General features: G+C 67.4%; 15 protein-coding genes and 2 tRNA genes. 4 read left to right on the top strand and 13 right to left on the bottom strand.

Features of this window, described 5'->3' with window-relative positions; genetic code table 11:
- Window positions 1–151: 151 nt before the first annotated feature.
- Both leuD and leuC read right to left on the bottom strand, forming a co-directional pair.
- On the bottom strand, window positions 152–745 hold the full coding sequence (gene leuD / locus EL337_RS09890) for a 3-isopropylmalate dehydratase small subunit (RefSeq protein ID WP_048630609.1): 594 nt from the start codon (window positions 743–745) through the stop codon (window positions 152–154).
- Window positions 746–764: 19 nt separating this feature from the next.
- The gene (gene leuC / locus EL337_RS09885) at window positions 765–2,210 is read right to left on the bottom strand and encodes a 3-isopropylmalate dehydratase large subunit (RefSeq protein ID WP_048630610.1); all 1,446 of its coding nucleotides are present in this window, start codon (window positions 2,208–2,210) and stop codon (window positions 765–767) included.
- A 38-nt stretch (window positions 2,211–2,248) separates the two neighbouring features.
- Here leuC and EL337_RS09880 point away from each other — a divergent pair, with 38 nt between their 5' ends.
- Window positions 2,249–2,950: an IclR family transcriptional regulator gene (locus EL337_RS09880; RefSeq protein ID WP_048630611.1), complete on the top strand. Its 702-nt coding sequence runs from the start codon at window positions 2,249–2,251 to the stop codon at window positions 2,948–2,950.
- Window positions 2,951–3,008: 58 nt separating this feature from the next.
- Here the strand turns inward: EL337_RS09880 and EL337_RS09875 are convergent.
- From EL337_RS09875 to EL337_RS09860, 4 genes are all read right to left on the bottom strand, one after another.
- Window positions 3,009–3,081 (bottom strand) — tRNA-Glu (locus EL337_RS09875).
- A gap of 63 nt (window positions 3,082–3,144) precedes the next feature.
- Window positions 3,145–3,219: transfer RNA gene (locus EL337_RS09870), tRNA-Gln, on the bottom strand.
- Between the two features lie 116 nt (window positions 3,220–3,335).
- On the bottom strand, window positions 3,336–4,829 hold the full coding sequence (gltX, locus tag EL337_RS09865) for a glutamate--tRNA ligase (RefSeq protein ID WP_048630612.1): 1,494 nt from the start codon (window positions 4,827–4,829) through the stop codon (window positions 3,336–3,338).
- Window positions 4,826–5,614, bottom strand: coding sequence for a fumarylacetoacetate hydrolase family protein (locus EL337_RS09860; protein ID WP_048630613.1), 789 nt, complete (start codon window positions 5,612–5,614; stop codon window positions 4,826–4,828). The genes gltX and EL337_RS09860 overlap by 4 nt, the downstream gene beginning before the upstream one ends.
- 117 nt (window positions 5,615–5,731) lie before the next feature.
- Between EL337_RS09860 and EL337_RS09855 the strand changes: the two genes are divergently transcribed.
- Window positions 5,732–6,943 (top strand): MFS transporter, encoded by a 1,212-nt coding sequence (locus tag EL337_RS09855; RefSeq protein WP_048630614.1) that lies wholly within the window; start codon window positions 5,732–5,734, stop codon window positions 6,941–6,943.
- On the opposite strand, the gene EL337_RS09850 is transcribed toward EL337_RS09855, so the two are convergent.
- The 3 genes from EL337_RS09850 to serA are packed head-to-tail and all read right to left on the bottom strand — an operon-like array spanning window position 6,927 to window position 10,152.
- Window positions 6,927–7,508 carry a hypothetical protein gene (locus tag EL337_RS09850; protein WP_232786703.1) on the bottom strand — a complete coding sequence of 194 codons (582 nt, stop codon included), beginning with the start codon at window positions 7,506–7,508 and terminating at the stop codon, window positions 6,927–6,929. The genes EL337_RS09855 and EL337_RS09850 overlap by 17 nt on opposite strands.
- Window positions 7,509–7,546: 38 nt before the next feature.
- Window positions 7,547–8,569, bottom strand: a complete 1,023-nt coding sequence (locus EL337_RS09845; RefSeq protein WP_048630616.1) for a 3-isopropylmalate dehydrogenase — start codon at window positions 8,567–8,569, stop codon at window positions 7,547–7,549.
- On the bottom strand, window positions 8,566–10,152 hold the full coding sequence (gene serA / locus EL337_RS09840; RefSeq protein ID WP_048630617.1) for a phosphoglycerate dehydrogenase: 1,587 nt from the start codon (window positions 10,150–10,152) through the stop codon (window positions 8,566–8,568). The genes EL337_RS09845 and serA overlap by 4 nt, the downstream gene beginning before the upstream one ends.
- A 68-nt stretch (window positions 10,153–10,220) precedes the next feature.
- Here serA and EL337_RS09835 point away from each other — a divergent pair, with 68 nt between their 5' ends.
- Window positions 10,221–11,651, top strand: a complete 1,431-nt coding sequence (locus EL337_RS09835; RefSeq protein WP_109519784.1) for a phytoene desaturase family protein — start codon at window positions 10,221–10,223, stop codon at window positions 11,649–11,651.
- Between the two features lie 10 nt (window positions 11,652–11,661).
- Window positions 11,662–12,258, top strand: a complete 597-nt coding sequence (wrbA, locus tag EL337_RS09830) for an NAD(P)H:quinone oxidoreductase (RefSeq protein WP_048630619.1) — start codon at window positions 11,662–11,664, stop codon at window positions 12,256–12,258.
- Here the strand turns inward: wrbA and EL337_RS09825 are convergent.
- The 4 genes from EL337_RS09825 to EL337_RS09810 all read right to left on the bottom strand — a co-directional run bounded on the left by EL337_RS09825 (window position 12,255) and on the right by EL337_RS09810 (window position 16,426).
- Complete coding sequence (locus EL337_RS09825; RefSeq protein WP_109519785.1) at window positions 12,255–12,890, bottom strand: DUF3159 domain-containing protein; 636 nt, start codon at window positions 12,888–12,890, stop codon at window positions 12,255–12,257. The two genes, wrbA and EL337_RS09825, sit on opposite strands and share 4 nt — an antisense overlap.
- A gap of 93 nt (window positions 12,891–12,983) precedes the next feature.
- Window positions 12,984–13,997, bottom strand: a complete 1,014-nt coding sequence (gene ilvC, locus EL337_RS09820; RefSeq protein WP_048630620.1) for a ketol-acid reductoisomerase — start codon at window positions 13,995–13,997, stop codon at window positions 12,984–12,986.
- A gap of 39 nt (window positions 13,998–14,036) precedes the next feature.
- Window positions 14,037–14,549 carry an acetolactate synthase small subunit gene (ilvN, locus tag EL337_RS09815; protein WP_048630621.1) on the bottom strand — a complete coding sequence of 171 codons (513 nt, stop codon included), beginning with the start codon at window positions 14,547–14,549 and terminating at the stop codon, window positions 14,037–14,039.
- Window positions 14,546–16,426, bottom strand: a complete 1,881-nt coding sequence (locus EL337_RS09810) for an acetolactate synthase large subunit (RefSeq protein ID WP_048630622.1) — start codon at window positions 16,424–16,426, stop codon at window positions 14,546–14,548. The genes ilvN and EL337_RS09810 overlap by 4 nt, the downstream gene beginning before the upstream one ends.
- Window positions 16,427–16,464: the final 38 nt, after the last annotated feature.

Here is a 16,464-nt window from a genome sequence, read left to right as displayed (position 1 = left end):
TAAACCCAATGGCCGCTGATTTCCAAGAGCCACGCGCAATTTCAGGCCAGCTCAGCGAACTTTTTTCAATCCGGTTGGCCCCCTTACCCTCCTGTGAGGGCTACCGAAAAGGGGGTTACCGGCGCGGGATTTCGGCCTTTCGAGCCGCGAGTCAGGCAGGGAGGGTGCGGGGTTTCCACGCCGGGCGGCGGTCCTCGTAAGCCTTGATTTCGGCGAGTTTCCGCAGCGTAAGGCCTATATCGTCGAGTCCCTCGAGCAATCGCCATGCGGTGTAGTCGTCAATGTTGAACGGCACCATGATGGTTCCGGCGGTGATGGTCCGATCTTGAAGATTTACAGTGATTTCCAATCCCGGGTGCTGCTCGATGGCCTTCCACAACAATTCCACGTCATCTTGTGAAACTTCGGCCGCCAACAGGCCGGCCTTGCCCGCGTTCCCGCGGAAGATATCGGCGAAGCGGGATGAGATCACCACCCGGAATCCGAAGTCCATCAGCGCCCAGACCGCGTGCTCGCGAGACGAGCCGGTACCGAAATCGGCGCCGGCAACCAGAACCGAACCACGGTCGAAGGGCGCCAGATTGAGCACGAATGACGGATCGTTGCGCCACGCGGCGAAAAGTCCGTCCTCGAATCCTGTTCTGGTCACCCGCTTCAGATAGACGGCCGGGATGATCTGGTCGGTGTCGACATTCGAGCGTCGCAGCGGCACACCGATCCCGGTGTGGGTGTGAAAGGCGTCCATCTCAGTCTCCTATCAGGTTTCAGTGGGCCGTCGGGGCGGCGAGATCGGTCGGCGAGGAGAGCGTTCCGCGGACCGCGGTCGCTGCAGCCACTGCCGGCGAGACCAGATGGGTGCGGCTGCCCTTGCCCTGCCTACCCTCGAAATTGCGGTTGGACGTCGACGCGGACCGCTCCCCCGGCGCGAGTTGATCGGGGTTCATCCCCAGACACATCGAGCACCCTGCCTGGCGCCATTCCGCGCCTGCGGCAGTGAAGATCTCGCCGAGACCCTCGGATTCGGCCTGGACACGGACCCGCATCGACCCGGGGACGACCAGCATCCGGACGCTGTCGGCCACCTTGCGGCCACGCAGCACTTCGGCCACCACGCGGAGATCCTCGATGCGGCCGTTGGTACAGGAGCCGACGAACACCGTGTCGATCGGGATCTCCCGCATGGGGGTACCCGCCTGAAGGTCCATATAGGCCAATGCCTTTTCGGCGGCCTGCCGCTCGGCTTCGTCGAAGATCTGTTCGGGGTCGGGGACCGAGCCACCCAGCGGCACACCCTGGCCCGGGTTGGTTCCCCAGGTGACAAACGGGGTCAACGTCGACGCGTCGATGTGGACCTCGGTGTCGAAACGGGCTCCCTCGTCGGTGCGCAACCGACTCCACGCATCGACGGCGGCGTCCCAATCTGCCCCCTGCGGAGCGTGCGGTCGACCGCGCAGGTACTCGAACGTCGTCGCGTCCGGCGCGACCATGCCAGCCCGGGCGCCGGCCTCGATGCTCATGTTGCAGATCGTCATCCGGCCTTCCATCGACAGCGCTTCGATGGCGGATCCGCGGTATTCGATCACATGTCCTTGTCCGCCACCGGTTCCGATCTTCGCGATGACGGCAAGAATGATGTCCTTCGCGCTGACTCCTGGCGCCAGCTCCCCGTCCACGTTGACGGCCATGGTTTTGAACGGTTTGAGCGCAAGCGTCTGGGTGGCCATCACGTGCTCGACCTCAGATGTGCCGATCCCCATCGCGATCGACCCGAACGCGCCGTGGGTGGACGTGTGGCTGTCGCCGCACACGATGGTCATGCCCGGCTGGGTCAGTCCCAGTTGCGGACCGATGATGTGGACGATGCCCTGCTCGGCATCGCCCATCGGATGCAGCCTGATGCCGAATTCCTCACAGTTGCGCCGCAGCGTCTCCACCTGCGTCCGCGAGATCGGGTCGGCGATCGGCTTGTCGATGTCGACGGTCGGCACGTTGTGATCCTCGGTGGCGATCGTCAGATCGGGCCGGTGCACCGGCCGGCCGGCAAGGCGCAGTCCGTCGAAGGCCTGCGGACTGGTGACCTCGTGCACCAGATGGAGGTCGATGTAGATCAGATCAGGCTCACGCGCCTCACCCTCACCGGATCCTGGGACGACGACGTGCTCACTCCACACTTTCTCGGCGAGGGTGCGGGGCTGGTTCGCGATGGCCATCTTGACTATCTCACAATCTGGGAAGCTAGTATCTCCTTGTGAGACAGAATAGCGGCATCGGCGTCTTGGACAAAGCGATCGGTGTCCTCCATGCGGTCGCCGAGTCTCCGTGTGGCCTGGCAGATCTCTGCGACCGCACCGACCTACCCAGGGCCACCGCGCACCGGCTCGCGGTCGGCCTGGAAACCCATCGGCTCCTCGCCCGCGACGGCGACGGTCTGTGGCGGCTCGGCCCGGCGCTCACCGAACTGGCAGGCCATGTCAACGACCCGCTGCTGTCGGCCGGCGCGGTGGTACTACCGCGGCTGCGCGAACTGACGGGTGAGAGTGTGCAGCTCTACCGGCGCGAGGGCACCACCCGAATCTGCATCGCCGCGCTGGAACCGCCTGCCGGGCTTCGCGATACCGTGCCGATCGGCACGCGGCTGCCGATGACGGCCGGCTCGGGCGCCAAGGTGTTGCTCGCGTATGCCGACGCGGGTACCCAGCACGCGGTGCTCCCGGGTGCCAAGTTCACCGATCGCACGCTGGCCGAGGTCCGCAAGCGCGGATGGGCGCAGAGCGCCGCCGAACGCGAACCGGGGGTGGCGAGCGTCTCCGCGCCGGTACGCGACGCGAGGGGCACGGTCATCGCGGCCGTCTCGGTGTCCGGTCCCATCGACCGGATGGGCAGGCGTCCCGGCGCCCGCTGGGCGGCCGACCTCGTGGCCGCCGCCGATGCGCTGACCCGCCGCCTCTGAGAGGTCGGCGAACCTGTCAGACAAAAAATGGAGCTCCTTGCGGAGCTCCATCGTGTTGTACCCCCGATGGGATTCGAACCCACGCTACCGCCGTGAGAGGGCGGCGTCCTAGGCCGCTAGACGACGGGGGCTAGAACTGCTTTCCGGTGGGAAAGCATAACTGACGCTGTGATTGCTGACCTAATCCGGTGCTTTGGCTGGGGTACCAGGACTCGAACCTAGAATGGCGGTACCAGAAACCGCTGTGTTGCCAATTACACCATACCCCAATGCTACCCGTAACCGCTGGTCACGAGCTTTTCCCGACCCATTGCGTCGCTGTGGTGCCGCTCGGCTCGTTCTCATGGGCCGACGAGCAGACTATCAAAGATTTCGGGGCGGTTTTTCACGCCTCCGGGGTGGCCGCCGCCGCCGCGTGGTCGCGGCCCGCCTGCAGCCGCTCCAGGCTGCGCTCGCGGCCCAGCAGCTCCAGCGACTCGAACAGGGGCGGGCTGATCGACGAGCCCGTCGCAGCCACCCGGACCGGACCGAACGCCTTACGCGGCTTCAGTTCGAGACCGTCGATCAACGCGCTCTTGAGCGCGTCCTCGATCCCGCTGGTGTCCCACTGGTCGATCCGCGCCAGGGCCTCCAGTGCGGCCGTGAGCACCGGCACCGCCTCGGCGCGCAACTCCTTGGCCGCCGACTTCTCGTCGAGCGTGAACGTGGCGTCGTCGAGGAACTTGAGCAGGTCCCATGCGTCGCCGAGCACCACGATGCGGGTCTGCACCAGCCGAGCCGCCTCGGCGAACTGCGCGTCGTCCAAGCCGGTGGTGTGGCCGCGGCTCGTGAAGTACTCGGCGAGGCGGCGCGCGAACTCCGCCTCGTCGAGCATCCGGATGTGCTCGGCGTTGAGGGCGTCGGCCTTCTTCTGGTCGAAGCGCGCCGGGTTGGAGTTGACGTCGACGACGTCGAACGCGGCCACCATCTCGTCGAGGCTGAAGATGTCACGATCGTCGGCGATCGACCATCCCAGCAGGGCAAGGTAATTCAACAGGCCCTCGGGGATGAAACCCCGCTCACGGTGCAGAAACAGATTCGACTGCGGATCGCGCTTGGACAGCTTCTTGTTGCCGTCTCCCAGCACCGGAGGCAGATGCGCGAACTGCGGTGTCTGATCGGTCACACCGATGCGGATCAGTGCGGCGTAGAGAGCGAGCTGGCGCGGGGTGGACGGGAGGAGGTCCTCGCCGCGCAGCACGTGGGTGATCTTCATCATGGCGTCATCGACCGGGTTGACCAACGTGTACAACGGATCTCCGCTGCCGCGGGTCAACGCGAAGTCCGGCACCGAGCCCGCGGGGAACGTGGTCTCGCCGCGGACGAGGTCGTTCCAGGTCAGGTCCGTGTCGGGCATGCGCAGTCGGATGACCGGCTGGCGTCCCTCGGCCCGCAGCGCCGCGCGCTGCTCGTCGGTCAGATCGCGGTCGTAGTTGTCGTAGCCCAGCTTCGGATTTCGCCCCGCCGCCAGGTGGCGTGCTTCGACCTCGTCGGCCGTCGAGAACGCTTCATACGCCTCACCCGCGGCGAGCAGGCGTTCGATCACATCGAGGTATATCTCGCGGCGAAGGGACTGGCGATACGGCTCGTAGGGGCCACCGACCTCCGGCCCCTCGTCCCAGTCCATGCCGAGCCAGCGCAGCGCGTCGAGCAGAGCCAGATAGCTGTCCTCGCTGTCGCGCTGAGCATCGGTGTCCTCGATGCGGAAGACGAAGGCGCCGCCGGTGTGTCGGGCGTACGCCCAATTGAACAGCGCCGTGCGGATCAGGCCGACGTGCGGAGTGCCGGTCGGCGACGGGCAGAATCGAACGCGGACGGGTGATTCACTGACGGAGGTCACGACTTGCCCTTACGCACAACAGGATTGGTCAAAGTACCGATTCCGGAAATGGAGATACTGACGGTGTCCCCGTGTTCGAGCGGGCCGACACCCTCGGGGGTTCCGGTCAGAATGAGGTCGCCCGGAAGCAGTGTCATCACCGCCGAGATCCACTCGATGATCGCGCCGATGTCGTGGATCATCAGCGAGGTTCGACTGCGCTGCTTGACCTCACCGTTGACCTCGGTACGGATCTCAAGGTCCGTCGGATCGATGTCGGTGACGATCCACGGGCCGACCGGGCAGAAGGTGTCATGCCCCTTTGCCCGCATCCACTGGCCGTCCTTGCGCTGCTGATCGCGCGCCGAGACGTCGTTGGCGATCGTGAAGCCGAGGATGTTCTCCATGGCCCGGGACGCCGGAACGTCCTTGCAGGGCCTGCCGATGACGGCGGCCAGTTCACCCTCGAAGTGCACCGGATCGGCGTCTGCGGGTAGCTGGATGGGCGTGTTCGGCCCGATGATCGCGGTGTTGGGCTTGAGGAAGATGATCGGATCCTCGAACGTGCCGCCGCCCATCTCCTCGATGTGGGCGGCGTAGTTCTTGCCCATGCACACGACCTTGCTCGCCAGAATCGGCGCCAGCAGTCGTACATCGGCGAGCGGCCACTGCCGGCCCGTGAAGGTCGGGTTGCCGAACGGGTGCTCGGCGATCTCGCGGGCGACGGCACCACCTGGATCGTCGGGCGGACCTTCGATGGCGACGAAGGCGACTCCATCGGGACTGGCGATTCGGCCGAGACGCATGGTCCCAGCCTAGTGCCCGCGATGTCCGGGCCCGACGACGGCGGTGCCTACTGTGCAGTGTCTCGAATAGTGAGATATACGTTCAGTATTTTGGGATCGCTGTGGAACCATGGCGCCATGGCCGAGGCGCAGATCAGTTCGATCAGGCGGTGGTCGATGTTGGTGATCGCATTGGCGGCCACACTGTGCGCCAACGTGTTCATCAACGGTGTCGCCTTCCTCATCCCGTCGCTGCACACCGAACGCGGGCTCGATCTGGCCTCCGCCGCGCTGATGTCCTCACTGCCCAGCCTCGGCATGGTGGTGACGTTGATCGCATGGGGTTATGTCGTCGACCGCGTCGGCGAGCGGATGGTGCTGACGGTGGGGTCGGCGTTGACCGCGGCCGCCGCCTTCGCCGCCGCGTCCGCGGACTCGCTGTTCACCGTCGGAGTCTTCCTGTTCCTCGGCGGCATGGCCGCCGCCAGCAGCAACACCGCCAGTGGCCGCCTTGTGGTCGGATGGTTCGACGCCGAGAAGCGGGGCCTGGTGATGGGCATTCGGCAGACCGCGCAGCCCCTGGGTGTCGGCGTGGGGGCACTGGTGATCCCGCGCCTTGCCGAGTTCTCCAGCGTCTGCGCCGCACTCCTGTTCCCGGCGATCGTCTGCGCCGCATCCGCTCTCGTCTGTCTGGTGGCGGTGATCGATCCGCCGCGGCCGCCCCGCGCCGACGCAGCTGAGAGCCAGCTGTCCAATCCCTACCGCGGATCGTGGATGCTGTGGCGCATTCATCTGGCCTCGGTGCTGCTGGTCATCCCCCAGGTGATCATGTGGACATTCGCTCTGGTGTGGCTGATCACCGCGCACGGATGGTCCCCCGGGTCGGCGGGCACGCTCGTCCTTTTCGCGCAGATCCTCGGCGCCGCCGGCCGTATCGGCGCGGGCCGCTGGTCGGATGCCTACGTCAAGCGAACCGGCGAGGTGCTGACATCGCGGCTGCGTCCCGTTCGCATCATCGCGGCCGCGGCGGTGGCATCGATGACGCTGCTGGCCCTGACGGACTGGCTGGGGTCGCCACTGAGCATCGCCCTCATGATCGCCGCGTCCGTGATCACGGTGTCCGACAACGGCTTGGCGTTCACCGCGATCGCGGAGTACGCCGGCCCGTTCTGGAGCGGGCGGGCGCTGGGCACGCAGAACACCAGCCAGCTGCTGGCCCAAGGTGTCGCGCCGCCGCTGTTCGGCGCGTTGATCGGCATCGCAGGCTACCCGGTGGCCTTCGCGGTGTGCGCGCTGTTCCCGCTGATCGCGATCCCGGCCGTCCCGGTCGGGATCAAGCCGGATCGGTAGGGCCCCCTGCCTGGTTCGCCCCGCCACGCGGCAGCTCGATCAGCGCGGCCGCCAGGAAGCAGAGCGCGCCGACGAACGTACCGAGGTTGGCCAGCACCTCGTCCGCAGTCACACCGGTCGGCCGCACGAACGCTGCGACCGCCGAAATCCCGAATGCCACACAGCCGATCAGATTGACGGCGCCGGCAAGCCAGTCACGGGAGCGGAAGTCCAGAAGGCCCGCGACCGCGGCCACCGCCACCATGGCAAGCGCACCGCTGACGAGGAAGAACAGCGAACCCGTCACGTCGGGCACCCAGACATAGCGCCGTTCGGACGTCACGGCGTGCGCCCACACCGCCGCACCGGTACTGAGATTGAACAGCAGCGTGCCGACGAATTGCACGGCAGCCGACCACCATTCGAATCGCGAGGTGCGGTCGGAGAGGACGAGCTGCATCCACGCCGCGCTGGTGAAGAACCACGAACCGACGAAACACAGCAGGTTCGCCGCACCGGCACCGACCCACGCCGGGACGCCGGGTGCGGTGGCCGCCGCGAAGAACGACGCACCGATCACGAACAACCAGCACTGCCGCGTCAGTGACGCGATCCCCGCGATGGTTACAGCTTCCCGAGGATCCGCTCGCCGACCTGCACCGTCGACATCGGCGCGTCACCGCGGGTGGCCAGGTGCGCGGCGACGGCGCTGTCGACCCGCGCCGCCGCGTCGAACTCGGCCAGGTGCCCCAGCAGCAACGACACCGACATGATCGCCGCTGTCGGATCCGCGATCCCCTGACCCGCGATGTCCGGGGCACTGCCGTGCACCGGCTCGAACATCGACGGATTGGTCAGGGTGGCATCGATGTTGCCGCTCGCGGCCAGGCCGATACCGCCGCACACCGCCGCGGCGAGGTCGGTGATGATGTCGCCGAAGAGGTTGTCGGTGACGATGACGTCGTAGCGACCCGGGTCGGTGACCATGTGGATCGTCGCGGCATCGACGTGATGATAGGCGACCTCGACGTCCGGGTATTCGGACGCGACGGTCTGGACCGTGCGCCACCACAGCGACCCGGCGTTGACGAGCACGTTGTTCTTGTGCACCAGGGTCAGGTGCTTGCGCCGCTGCTGAGCCCGTCCGAACGCATCCTGGACCACGCGGCGCACGCCGTACGCGGTGTTGATGCTGACCTCCGTGGCGATCTCGTGGGGCGTGCCGACGCGAATCGCGCCGCCGTTGCCGGTGTACGGCCCCTCGGTGCCCTCCCGCACGACGACGAAATCGATCTCCGGATCGCCGGCCAGCGGGCTCTTCACGCCCGGGTAGAGCCGCCCGGGGCGCAGGTTGATGTGATGGTCGAGCTCGAAGCGGATACGCAGCAACAGCCCGCGTTCCAACAACCCGCTCGGCACCGACGGGTCGCCGATCGCGCCGAGAAGGATTGCGTCGTGGGCCTTCAGCTCGTCGAGCACCGAGTCCGGCAGAACCTCGCCGGTCTTGTGGTACTGCCGCGCGCCGAGGTCGTATTCGGTCGTCTCGACACCGGGATACACCGCATCGAGCACCTTCAGCGCTTCCCCGATGACCTCGGGTCCGATGCCGTCTCCACCGATCACCGCCAACTTCGTCGGTGCACTCATGTCAGATCAACCACTTCCAGCGTCAGGGCGTTGACGTCACGCCGGATGGCCGAGAGAACATCGTCGGGCACGTGGCGATCCAGGCGCAGCATGATCGTCGCGCCGTCGCCGTCGGCGTCCTGACTGAGTTGCGCGGCGAGGATGTTCACCGCCGCCTCGCCGAGCAGCGTGCCGATCTTGCCCAGCGCGCCGGGCTGATCGTCGTAGTTGATGATCAGGTTGACGCCCTCGGCGCGCAGATCGAGGTTGCGGCCGTTGATCTGGACGATCTTCTCGACCAGCTGCGGCCCGGACAGGGTGCCCGCCACGTTCACGGTGGATCCGTCGGCGGCGACCGCGCGCACGTCGACCACGCTGCGGTGGTTCGGGCTCTCCGACTCGGTGTCGACGCTCGCCTCGACGCCCCGTTCGGCGGCGATAGACGGCGCGTTGACGAACGTCACCTGATCCTCGATCACCGCGGAGAACAGTCCGCGCAGCGCCGAGAGTCTGAGCACCTCGACATCCTCGGATGCCAACTCGCCACGGACCTGCAGGCAGAGGTTGGTAGGCAGTTCCGGGGCGAGCACGCCGACCAGCAGACCCAGTTTGCGCACCAGGTCCAACCACGGCGCCACCTCTTCGCCGACCACACCGCCGCCGACGTTGACCGCGTCGGGAACGAACTCGCCAGCCAGCGCCAGCTTCACGCTGGCGGCGACGTCGGTGCCTGCCCTGTCCTGCGCCTCGACCGTCGATGCTCCCAGGTGCGGCGTGACCACCACCTGTGGCAGCTCGAAGAGCGGGCTGTCGGTGCACGGCTCGGTGGAGAAGACGTCGAGCCCCGCTCCGCGCACGTGTCCGCTGGTGATGGCATCGGCGAGCGCCTGCTCGTCGATCAGCCCACCGCGAGCGGCGTTGACGATGATGACGCCCGGCTTGGTCTTGGCCAGATTCTCCTTGCCGATCAGGCCGGCAGTCTCCTTGGTCTTGGGCAGGTGCACGGAGATGAAATCCGCCCGCCCCAGGAGCTCGTCCAGGGTCAGAAGCTCGATGCCGAGCTGGGCGGCACGCGCGTGCGACACGTACGGGTCATAGGCGGTCACGTGCGCGCCGAACGCCGCGAGCCGTTGCGCCACCAGCTGCCCGATCCGCCCGAGCCCGACGACACCGACCGTTTTGCCGAAGATCTCGGTGCCGGAGAACGACGATCGCTTCCAGGTGTGCTCGCGCAGCGTGGCATCGGCGGCCGGGATCTGGCGTGCCGTGGACAGCAGCAGCGCCAGCGCGTGCTCGGCGGCGCTGTGGATGTTCGACGTCGGGGCGTTGACCACGAGCACCCCGCGGGCGGTGGCAGCCTCGACGTCGACGTTGTCGAGACCGACGCCCGCGCGGGCGACGATCTTGAGCTTCGGCGCCGCGGCGAGGACCTCGGCGTCGACCGTCGTCGCCGAGCGCACCAGCAGCGCGTCGGCGTCGACGACGGCCGCCAGCAGCTTCTCTCGGTCAGGCCCGTCGACCCAGCGGACTTCCACCTGGTCCCCCAGGGCGTCCACGGTCGACTGGGCGAGCTTGTCGGCAATCAGTACTACGGGCAGACTCACGAGGCTTTAGCCTAATGGGCTCTAATTGGGCGGTGGACGGCAGGAGCGAAGCGACCCGGGGAGTGGATGTGGACATCACCGTCGTCGGGAGTGGACCCAACGGACTGGCCGCCGCAGTCGTCTGCGCCCGGGCAGGGCTGTCGGTGCGGGTCATCGAGGCGCAGACGACCGTCGGGGGCGGCGCGCGGACACTGCCCGACCCCGAGTTCCCCGGGGTCTCACACGACATCTGCTCGGCGGTGCACCCACTGGCGCTGGCCTCACCGTTCTTCGCCGCATTCGATCTCCCGAGCCGGGGTGTGACGCTGACCGTACCCGAGGTGTCCTACGGCAATCCCCTGCCGGATCGGGCCGCCGCCGTCGGCTACCGGGACATCGGCCGCACCTGCGCCGAACTCGAGGACGGCCGGTCCTGGCGTCGACTGCTGGGCCCGCTGTCCGCCGACTGCGACGGCGTGGTCGGGTTGCTGTTGGGCGACAAGCGGTCGATTCCACCGAGCATCCCCGCGGCACTTCGCGTCGCGCCCCGCCTGCTGGCCCAAGGCACCCCGGCCTGGAGCAGCCTCGCCGGCGAGGACGCCAGGGCGTTGTTCACCGGCGTTGCCGCACATACCATTTCGCAGATGCCCTCCTTGGTCGCCGCGGGCGCCGGGCTGATGCTGGCGACGTTGGCGCACGCGGTGGGCTGGCCGATCCCGGTGGGCGGGTCACAGGCGATCCCCGACGCGTTGGTCGCCGACCTGCGCGCACACGGCGGCGAGATCGTGCTCGGCGAGGAGGTCACCACCCCGCCGGCAGGCGTGGTCCTCTACGACACCGCGCCGACAGCACTGTTGCGGATCTACGGTGACCAATTGCCCACGCGCTACGCCAAGAAGCTGCGCGGGTACCGCTACGGGCCGGGGGTGGCCAAGGTCGATTTCGTGCTCTCCGGCGAAATTCGTTGGCGCGACCAGCGTTTGGCCGACGCCCCGACGCTGCACATGGGTGGCGACCGCGCCACGATGGCGCGGGCGGAGAAGGAGATCGCGCACGGCCGCCACGCCGAGTGGCCGATGGTGCTCGCCGCGCTCCCCCACCTCGCCGATCCGGGTCGTATCGACGCGCAGGGGCGGCGCCCGCTGTGGACCTACGCCCACGTGCCCGCCGGTTCGACCCGGGACATGGCCGAGGCGGTCACCGCGATCTTCGAACGGTTCGCGCCGGGATTCCGAGATCTCGTCGTCGGCGTCCGCAGCGTGCCCGCGGCCAACCTCTCCGAGCACAACGCGAACCTCGTCGGCGGCGACATCGGCGTCGGCGGCAACAACATGTTCAGCGCGCTGACCGGGCCGACGCTGCGCTGGAATCCGTGGGCGACCCCGATCCCGAGGGCGTACCTGTGCTCGTCGGCCGCCCCGCCCGGCGGCGGCGTGCACGGCATGGCGGGGTTCTACGCCGCGCGCACGGTGCTGCGGCGCGAGTTCGGCATCAGGGACGTGCCGCGCCTGTCGGCCTAAGCTGGGACGCATGACAAAACTGGCGGTCATCTACTACTCCGCGACAGGCCACGGCACAGCGATGGCGCACCGCGTCGCCGCGGCCGCGGAAGCTGCGGGCGCCGAGGTGCGAGTGCGCCACGTCGCCGAAACCCGCGATCCGGAGTCGTTCGCGAACAATCCGGCGTGGAAGGCCAATTACGAAGCCACCAAGGATCTTCCGACGGCCTCCGGCGACGACATCGTCTGGGCCGACGCGGTCATCTTCGGCTCGCCGACCCGCTTCGGCAATACCGCATCGCAGTTCCGCACCTTCATCGACTCGCTCGGCGGGCTGTGGGCCAAGGGCCAGTTGGCCGACAAGGTCTATGCCGGATTCACCTCGTCACAGACGGCGCACGGCGGCCAGGAGACGACGCTGATCACCCTCTACGTCACGCTGATGCATTTCGGCGGGATCCTCGTGCCGCCCGGCTACACCGACGGGATCAAGTTCGCCGACGGAAACCCCTACGGCGTCGGCCATGTCACCGGGGCGGAGAACAGCGACGAGCCCGACGAGACGACGCTGAACGCGCTCGACCATCTCGCACGTCGCGTCGTCGGCGTCGCGGACAGGCTCTCCTAGGCGGCTTCGGCCCCACGGGGCAACGTACGCATCCCCGTTCGGATGGCCAGATAGATCAGGCCCGACGTCACCAGGAAGATCGGCCAGCCCATGGCTATCCGCGCGACCGCGAGCAGCCCCTCCTGGTTGGTGTCGTAAAGGTAGAACTGCACCGCGAACCGGGTGGTCGACACCGCCGCCATCATCAACGTCACCAGATCGAATGCCCTGCGGACGCGGCGGGTGCGGCGCCAGGTGTCGTCCCGCCCGGTCATCCACGCCCACACCACCCCGATCAGTGGCCGGCCCACCAGGACGGAGCCGGTGAACAGGATCGCCATCGCCAGGTACATCCAGATGCCGGGCAGATAGAAGTCTTTGGCGCGACCGGTGACGAGGGCCAGGCCGGCGCCCGCGGCGATCCCGGCGAAACCGAACAACGCCGGCCGCACGGACTCACGCTGCACCAGTTGCCACACGAGCACCAACGCTGCGGCGCTGACCGCCGCGATCAGCGCAGGCACCAGCCCGACGATCGCGTTGGCCGCGGCGAACATGGTGACCGGCACCGCGGTGTACACCAGCCCGCGGATGCCGCCCGCGCGGGCCAGCAGGGCGGTCGCCGGCGTCTCCGGCATCTCTGTGCCCGTCATGATCACCGAGCGTACCGATCAACGCGAACTGGGATTCCCGGTCGCGATCGACGGGCGATCAACGACCGGGAATCCCAGTTCGGCGAAAAGGTGTTACGCGGTTTCGGTGATCGGCCGGTCGACCCAGCTCATCAGGTCGCGCAGCTTCTTGCCGGTGACCTCGATCTCGTGCTCGGCGTTCTTCTTGCGCAGGCTCTCGAGCTCCTTGTTGCCGCCCTCGACATTGGCGACCAGACGCTTGACGAAGGTGCCGTCCTGGATCTCGGAGAGGATCTGCTGCATCCGCTTCTTGGTGTCCGCGTCGATGACCCGCGGGCCGGACAGGTAGCCGCCGAACTCCGCGGTGTCGGACACCGAGTAGTTCATCCGCGCGATGCCACCTTCGTAGATCAGGTCGACGATCAGCTTCAGCTCGTGGAGCACCTCGAAGTAGGCGAGCTCGGGTGCGTAGCCCGCCTCGACCATGACCTCGAAGCCGGTCTTGATGAGTTCCTCGGTACCGCCGCACAGCACGGCCTGCTCACCGAACAGGTCGGTCTCGGTCTCGTCCTTGAACGTGGTCTTGATGACGCCGGCCCGCGCGCCGCCGATGCCCTTGGCGTAGGACAGCACCAGGGCCATGCCCTCGCCCTTGGGGTCCTGCTCGACCGCGACCAGGCACGGGACGCCCTTGCCGTCGACGAACTGGCGGCGCACCAGGTGGCCGGGGCCCTTGGGCGCGACCATGCCGACGGTGACGTTCGCCGGCGGCTTGATGAGACCGAAGTGGATGTTGAGTCCGTGGCCGAAGAACAGCGCGTCGCCGTCGTTGAGGTTGGGCTCGATGTCATTGGTGAAGATGTCGGCCTGGGCGGTGTCGGGAGCGAGCACCATGATCACGTCGGCCCACTTGGCGACCTCGGCGGGCGTGTCGACCTCGAGGCCCTGCTCGGTGACCTTGTCACGCGACTTCGAGCCCTCCTTGAGGCCGACCTTCACCTGGACGCCGGAGTCGCGCAGGCTCAGCGAGTGCGCGTGCCCCTGGCTGCCGTAGCCGATGACGCCGACCTTGCGGCCCTGGATGACCGAAAGGTCCGCGTCGTCGTCATAGAACATCTCAACTGCCATCTTCGTGAATCTTCTTTCTGTTCTTTGCTTTTCGAATCATTACTTGGTGCTGATACCGCGGGGGCCGCGGGACAGCGACACCACACCGGACTGGACGATCTCGCGAACGCCGTAGGGCTCGAGCACCCGCAACAGCGCTTCGATCTTCTCAGGCGTTCCGGTGGCCTCGACGGTCAGCGACTCGTTCGAGACGTCGACGACCTTGGCGCGGAACAGGTTGACCGCCTCGATCACCTGGCCACGGGTGGCGGCATCGGTGCGGACCTTGATCAGCGCGAGCTCGCGGGAGACCGTGGTCTCCTCGTCCTGCTCGACAATCTTGATCACGTTGATCAGCTTGTTGAGCTGCTTGGTGATCTGCTCCAACGGTGAATCCTCGACATCGACCACGATGGTCATCCGCGAGAGGTTCTTGTGCTCGGTGGCTCCGACGGCCAGCGACTGGATGTTGTATCCGCGCCGGGAGAACAGGGACGCGACGCGGGCGAGGACGCCCGGTTTGTCCTCCACGAGCACCGACAGCGTATGTGTGCGCGGCGCAGTGGTGCTCATGCGTGTCCCTCTTCCGGATCGCCGAACAGCGGCCGGATTCCCTGTGCCGCCTGGATCTCGTCGTTGCTGGTACCTGCGGCCACCATCGGCCACACCTGGGCGTCGGCGCCGACGGTGAAGTCGATGACCACGGGCCGGTCGTTGATCGCCCGGGCCTGGGCGATCACTTCTGCCACGTCTTCCTCGCGCTCACAGCGCAATCCGACGCAGCCGAGCGCCTCGGCCAGCTTGACGAAGTCGGGGATGCGCCTCGAGTGGGTGGCCAGATCCGTCTGGCTGTACCGCTCTTCGTAGAACAGCGTCTGCCACTGCCGCACCATGCCGAGGTTGCCGTTGTTGATCAGCGCCACCTTGATGGGGATGCCCTCGATAGCACAGGTGGCCAGCTCCTGGTTGGTCATCTGGAAGCAGCCGTCGCCGTCGATCGCCCACACCTCGGTGTCCGGGCACCCCATCTTGGCGCCCATCGCCGCCGGCACCGCGTACCCCATAGTGCCCAGTCCACCGGAGTTCAGCCACGTCTTGGGCTTCTCGTAGGAGATGAACTGCGCGGCCCACATCTGGTGCTGGCCAACGCCGGCCACGTAGATGGCGTCGGGTCCGGCGATCTTGCCCAGGCTTTCGATGACGTACTCGGGCGACAGGCTGCCGTCGCTCTGCGGCCCGTAGCTCAGCGGATAGGTGTCCTGCACGTTCTGCAGGTAGGTCCACCAGTCGCCGATCTCGATGTCGTCGGACGCGCCGTCACGGCGCAGCACGTCGAGCAGGTCGGAGATGACGGCCTTCACGTCACCGACGATGGGCACATCGGCATGCCTGTTCTTGCCGATCTCGGCGGGGTCGATGTCGGCGTGGATCACCTTGGCCTCGGGGGCGAACGACTCCAGCTTGCCGGTCACCCGGTCATCGAAGCGCGTCCCCAGCGCGATGAGCAGGTCGCTGCGCTGCAGCGCGGCCACCGCGGAGACGGTGCCGTGCATACCCGGCATGCCGAGGTTCTGCCGGTGGCTGTCCGGGAACGCACCGCGTGCCATCAGCGTGGTGACGACGGGGATGCCGGTCAGCTCGGCCAGCGCCGCCAGTTCCGCGGTGGCTTCACCGCGGATGACGCCGCCGCCGACGTAGAGCACCGGCTTGCGGGCGGCGGCGATCAGCTTGGCGGCCTCGCGGATCTGCCGGTTGTGCGGCTTGGTGTTCGGCTTGTAGCCGGGCAGATCCATCTGCGGCGGCCAGCTGAACGTGCACTCCCCCTGCAGGATGTCCTTGGGGATGTCGACGAGCACCGCGCCCGGCCGCCCGGTCGAGGCGATGTGGAACGCCTCGGCCAGCGCACGCGCGATGTCGTCGCCGTTGCGCACCAGGAAGTTGTGCTTGGTGATCGGCATCGTGATGCCGGAGATGTCGGCTTCCTGGAATGCGTCCGTGCCGATCAGCCCGCGGCCGACCTGACCCGTGATCGCCACCACCGGAATCGAGTCCATCTGGGCGTCCGCCAGCGGCGTCACCAGGTTGGTCGCGCCGGGGCCGGACGTCGCCATCATGACGCCGACCTTGCCGGTGGCGTGGGCGTAACCGCTGGCGGCATGGCCCGCACCCTGCTCGTGGCGGACGAGCACATGGCGCAACTTCTGCGAGTCGAACAGCGGGTCGTACACCGGAAGGACCGCGCCACCGGGGATACCGAAGATCGTGTCGACGTCGAGCTCCTCGAGCGCCCGGATGACGGCCTGAGCGCCGGTGAGTTGCTGCGGGGCAACGATGTTCGGTTGACGTATGGCGTGCGCCGGGGCTGTCGCGGAGTTGTGCTTCGCGGCAGCCGCTGTCCCGTTCGTCGGGGTCGCCGACTGCTCGGGTGGTCGCGTGGTGGGTGCGCTCACGGTGTCCTCTGGTCTTTCTCGGTCGGGCGATCTTCTCA

This window comes from Mycolicibacterium aurum, assembly GCF_900637195.1.
GTDB classification, from domain to species: Bacteria; Actinomycetota; Actinomycetes; order Mycobacteriales; family Mycobacteriaceae; genus Mycobacterium; species Mycobacterium aurum.
This window is presented reverse-complemented; position numbering and strand designations above follow the sequence as displayed.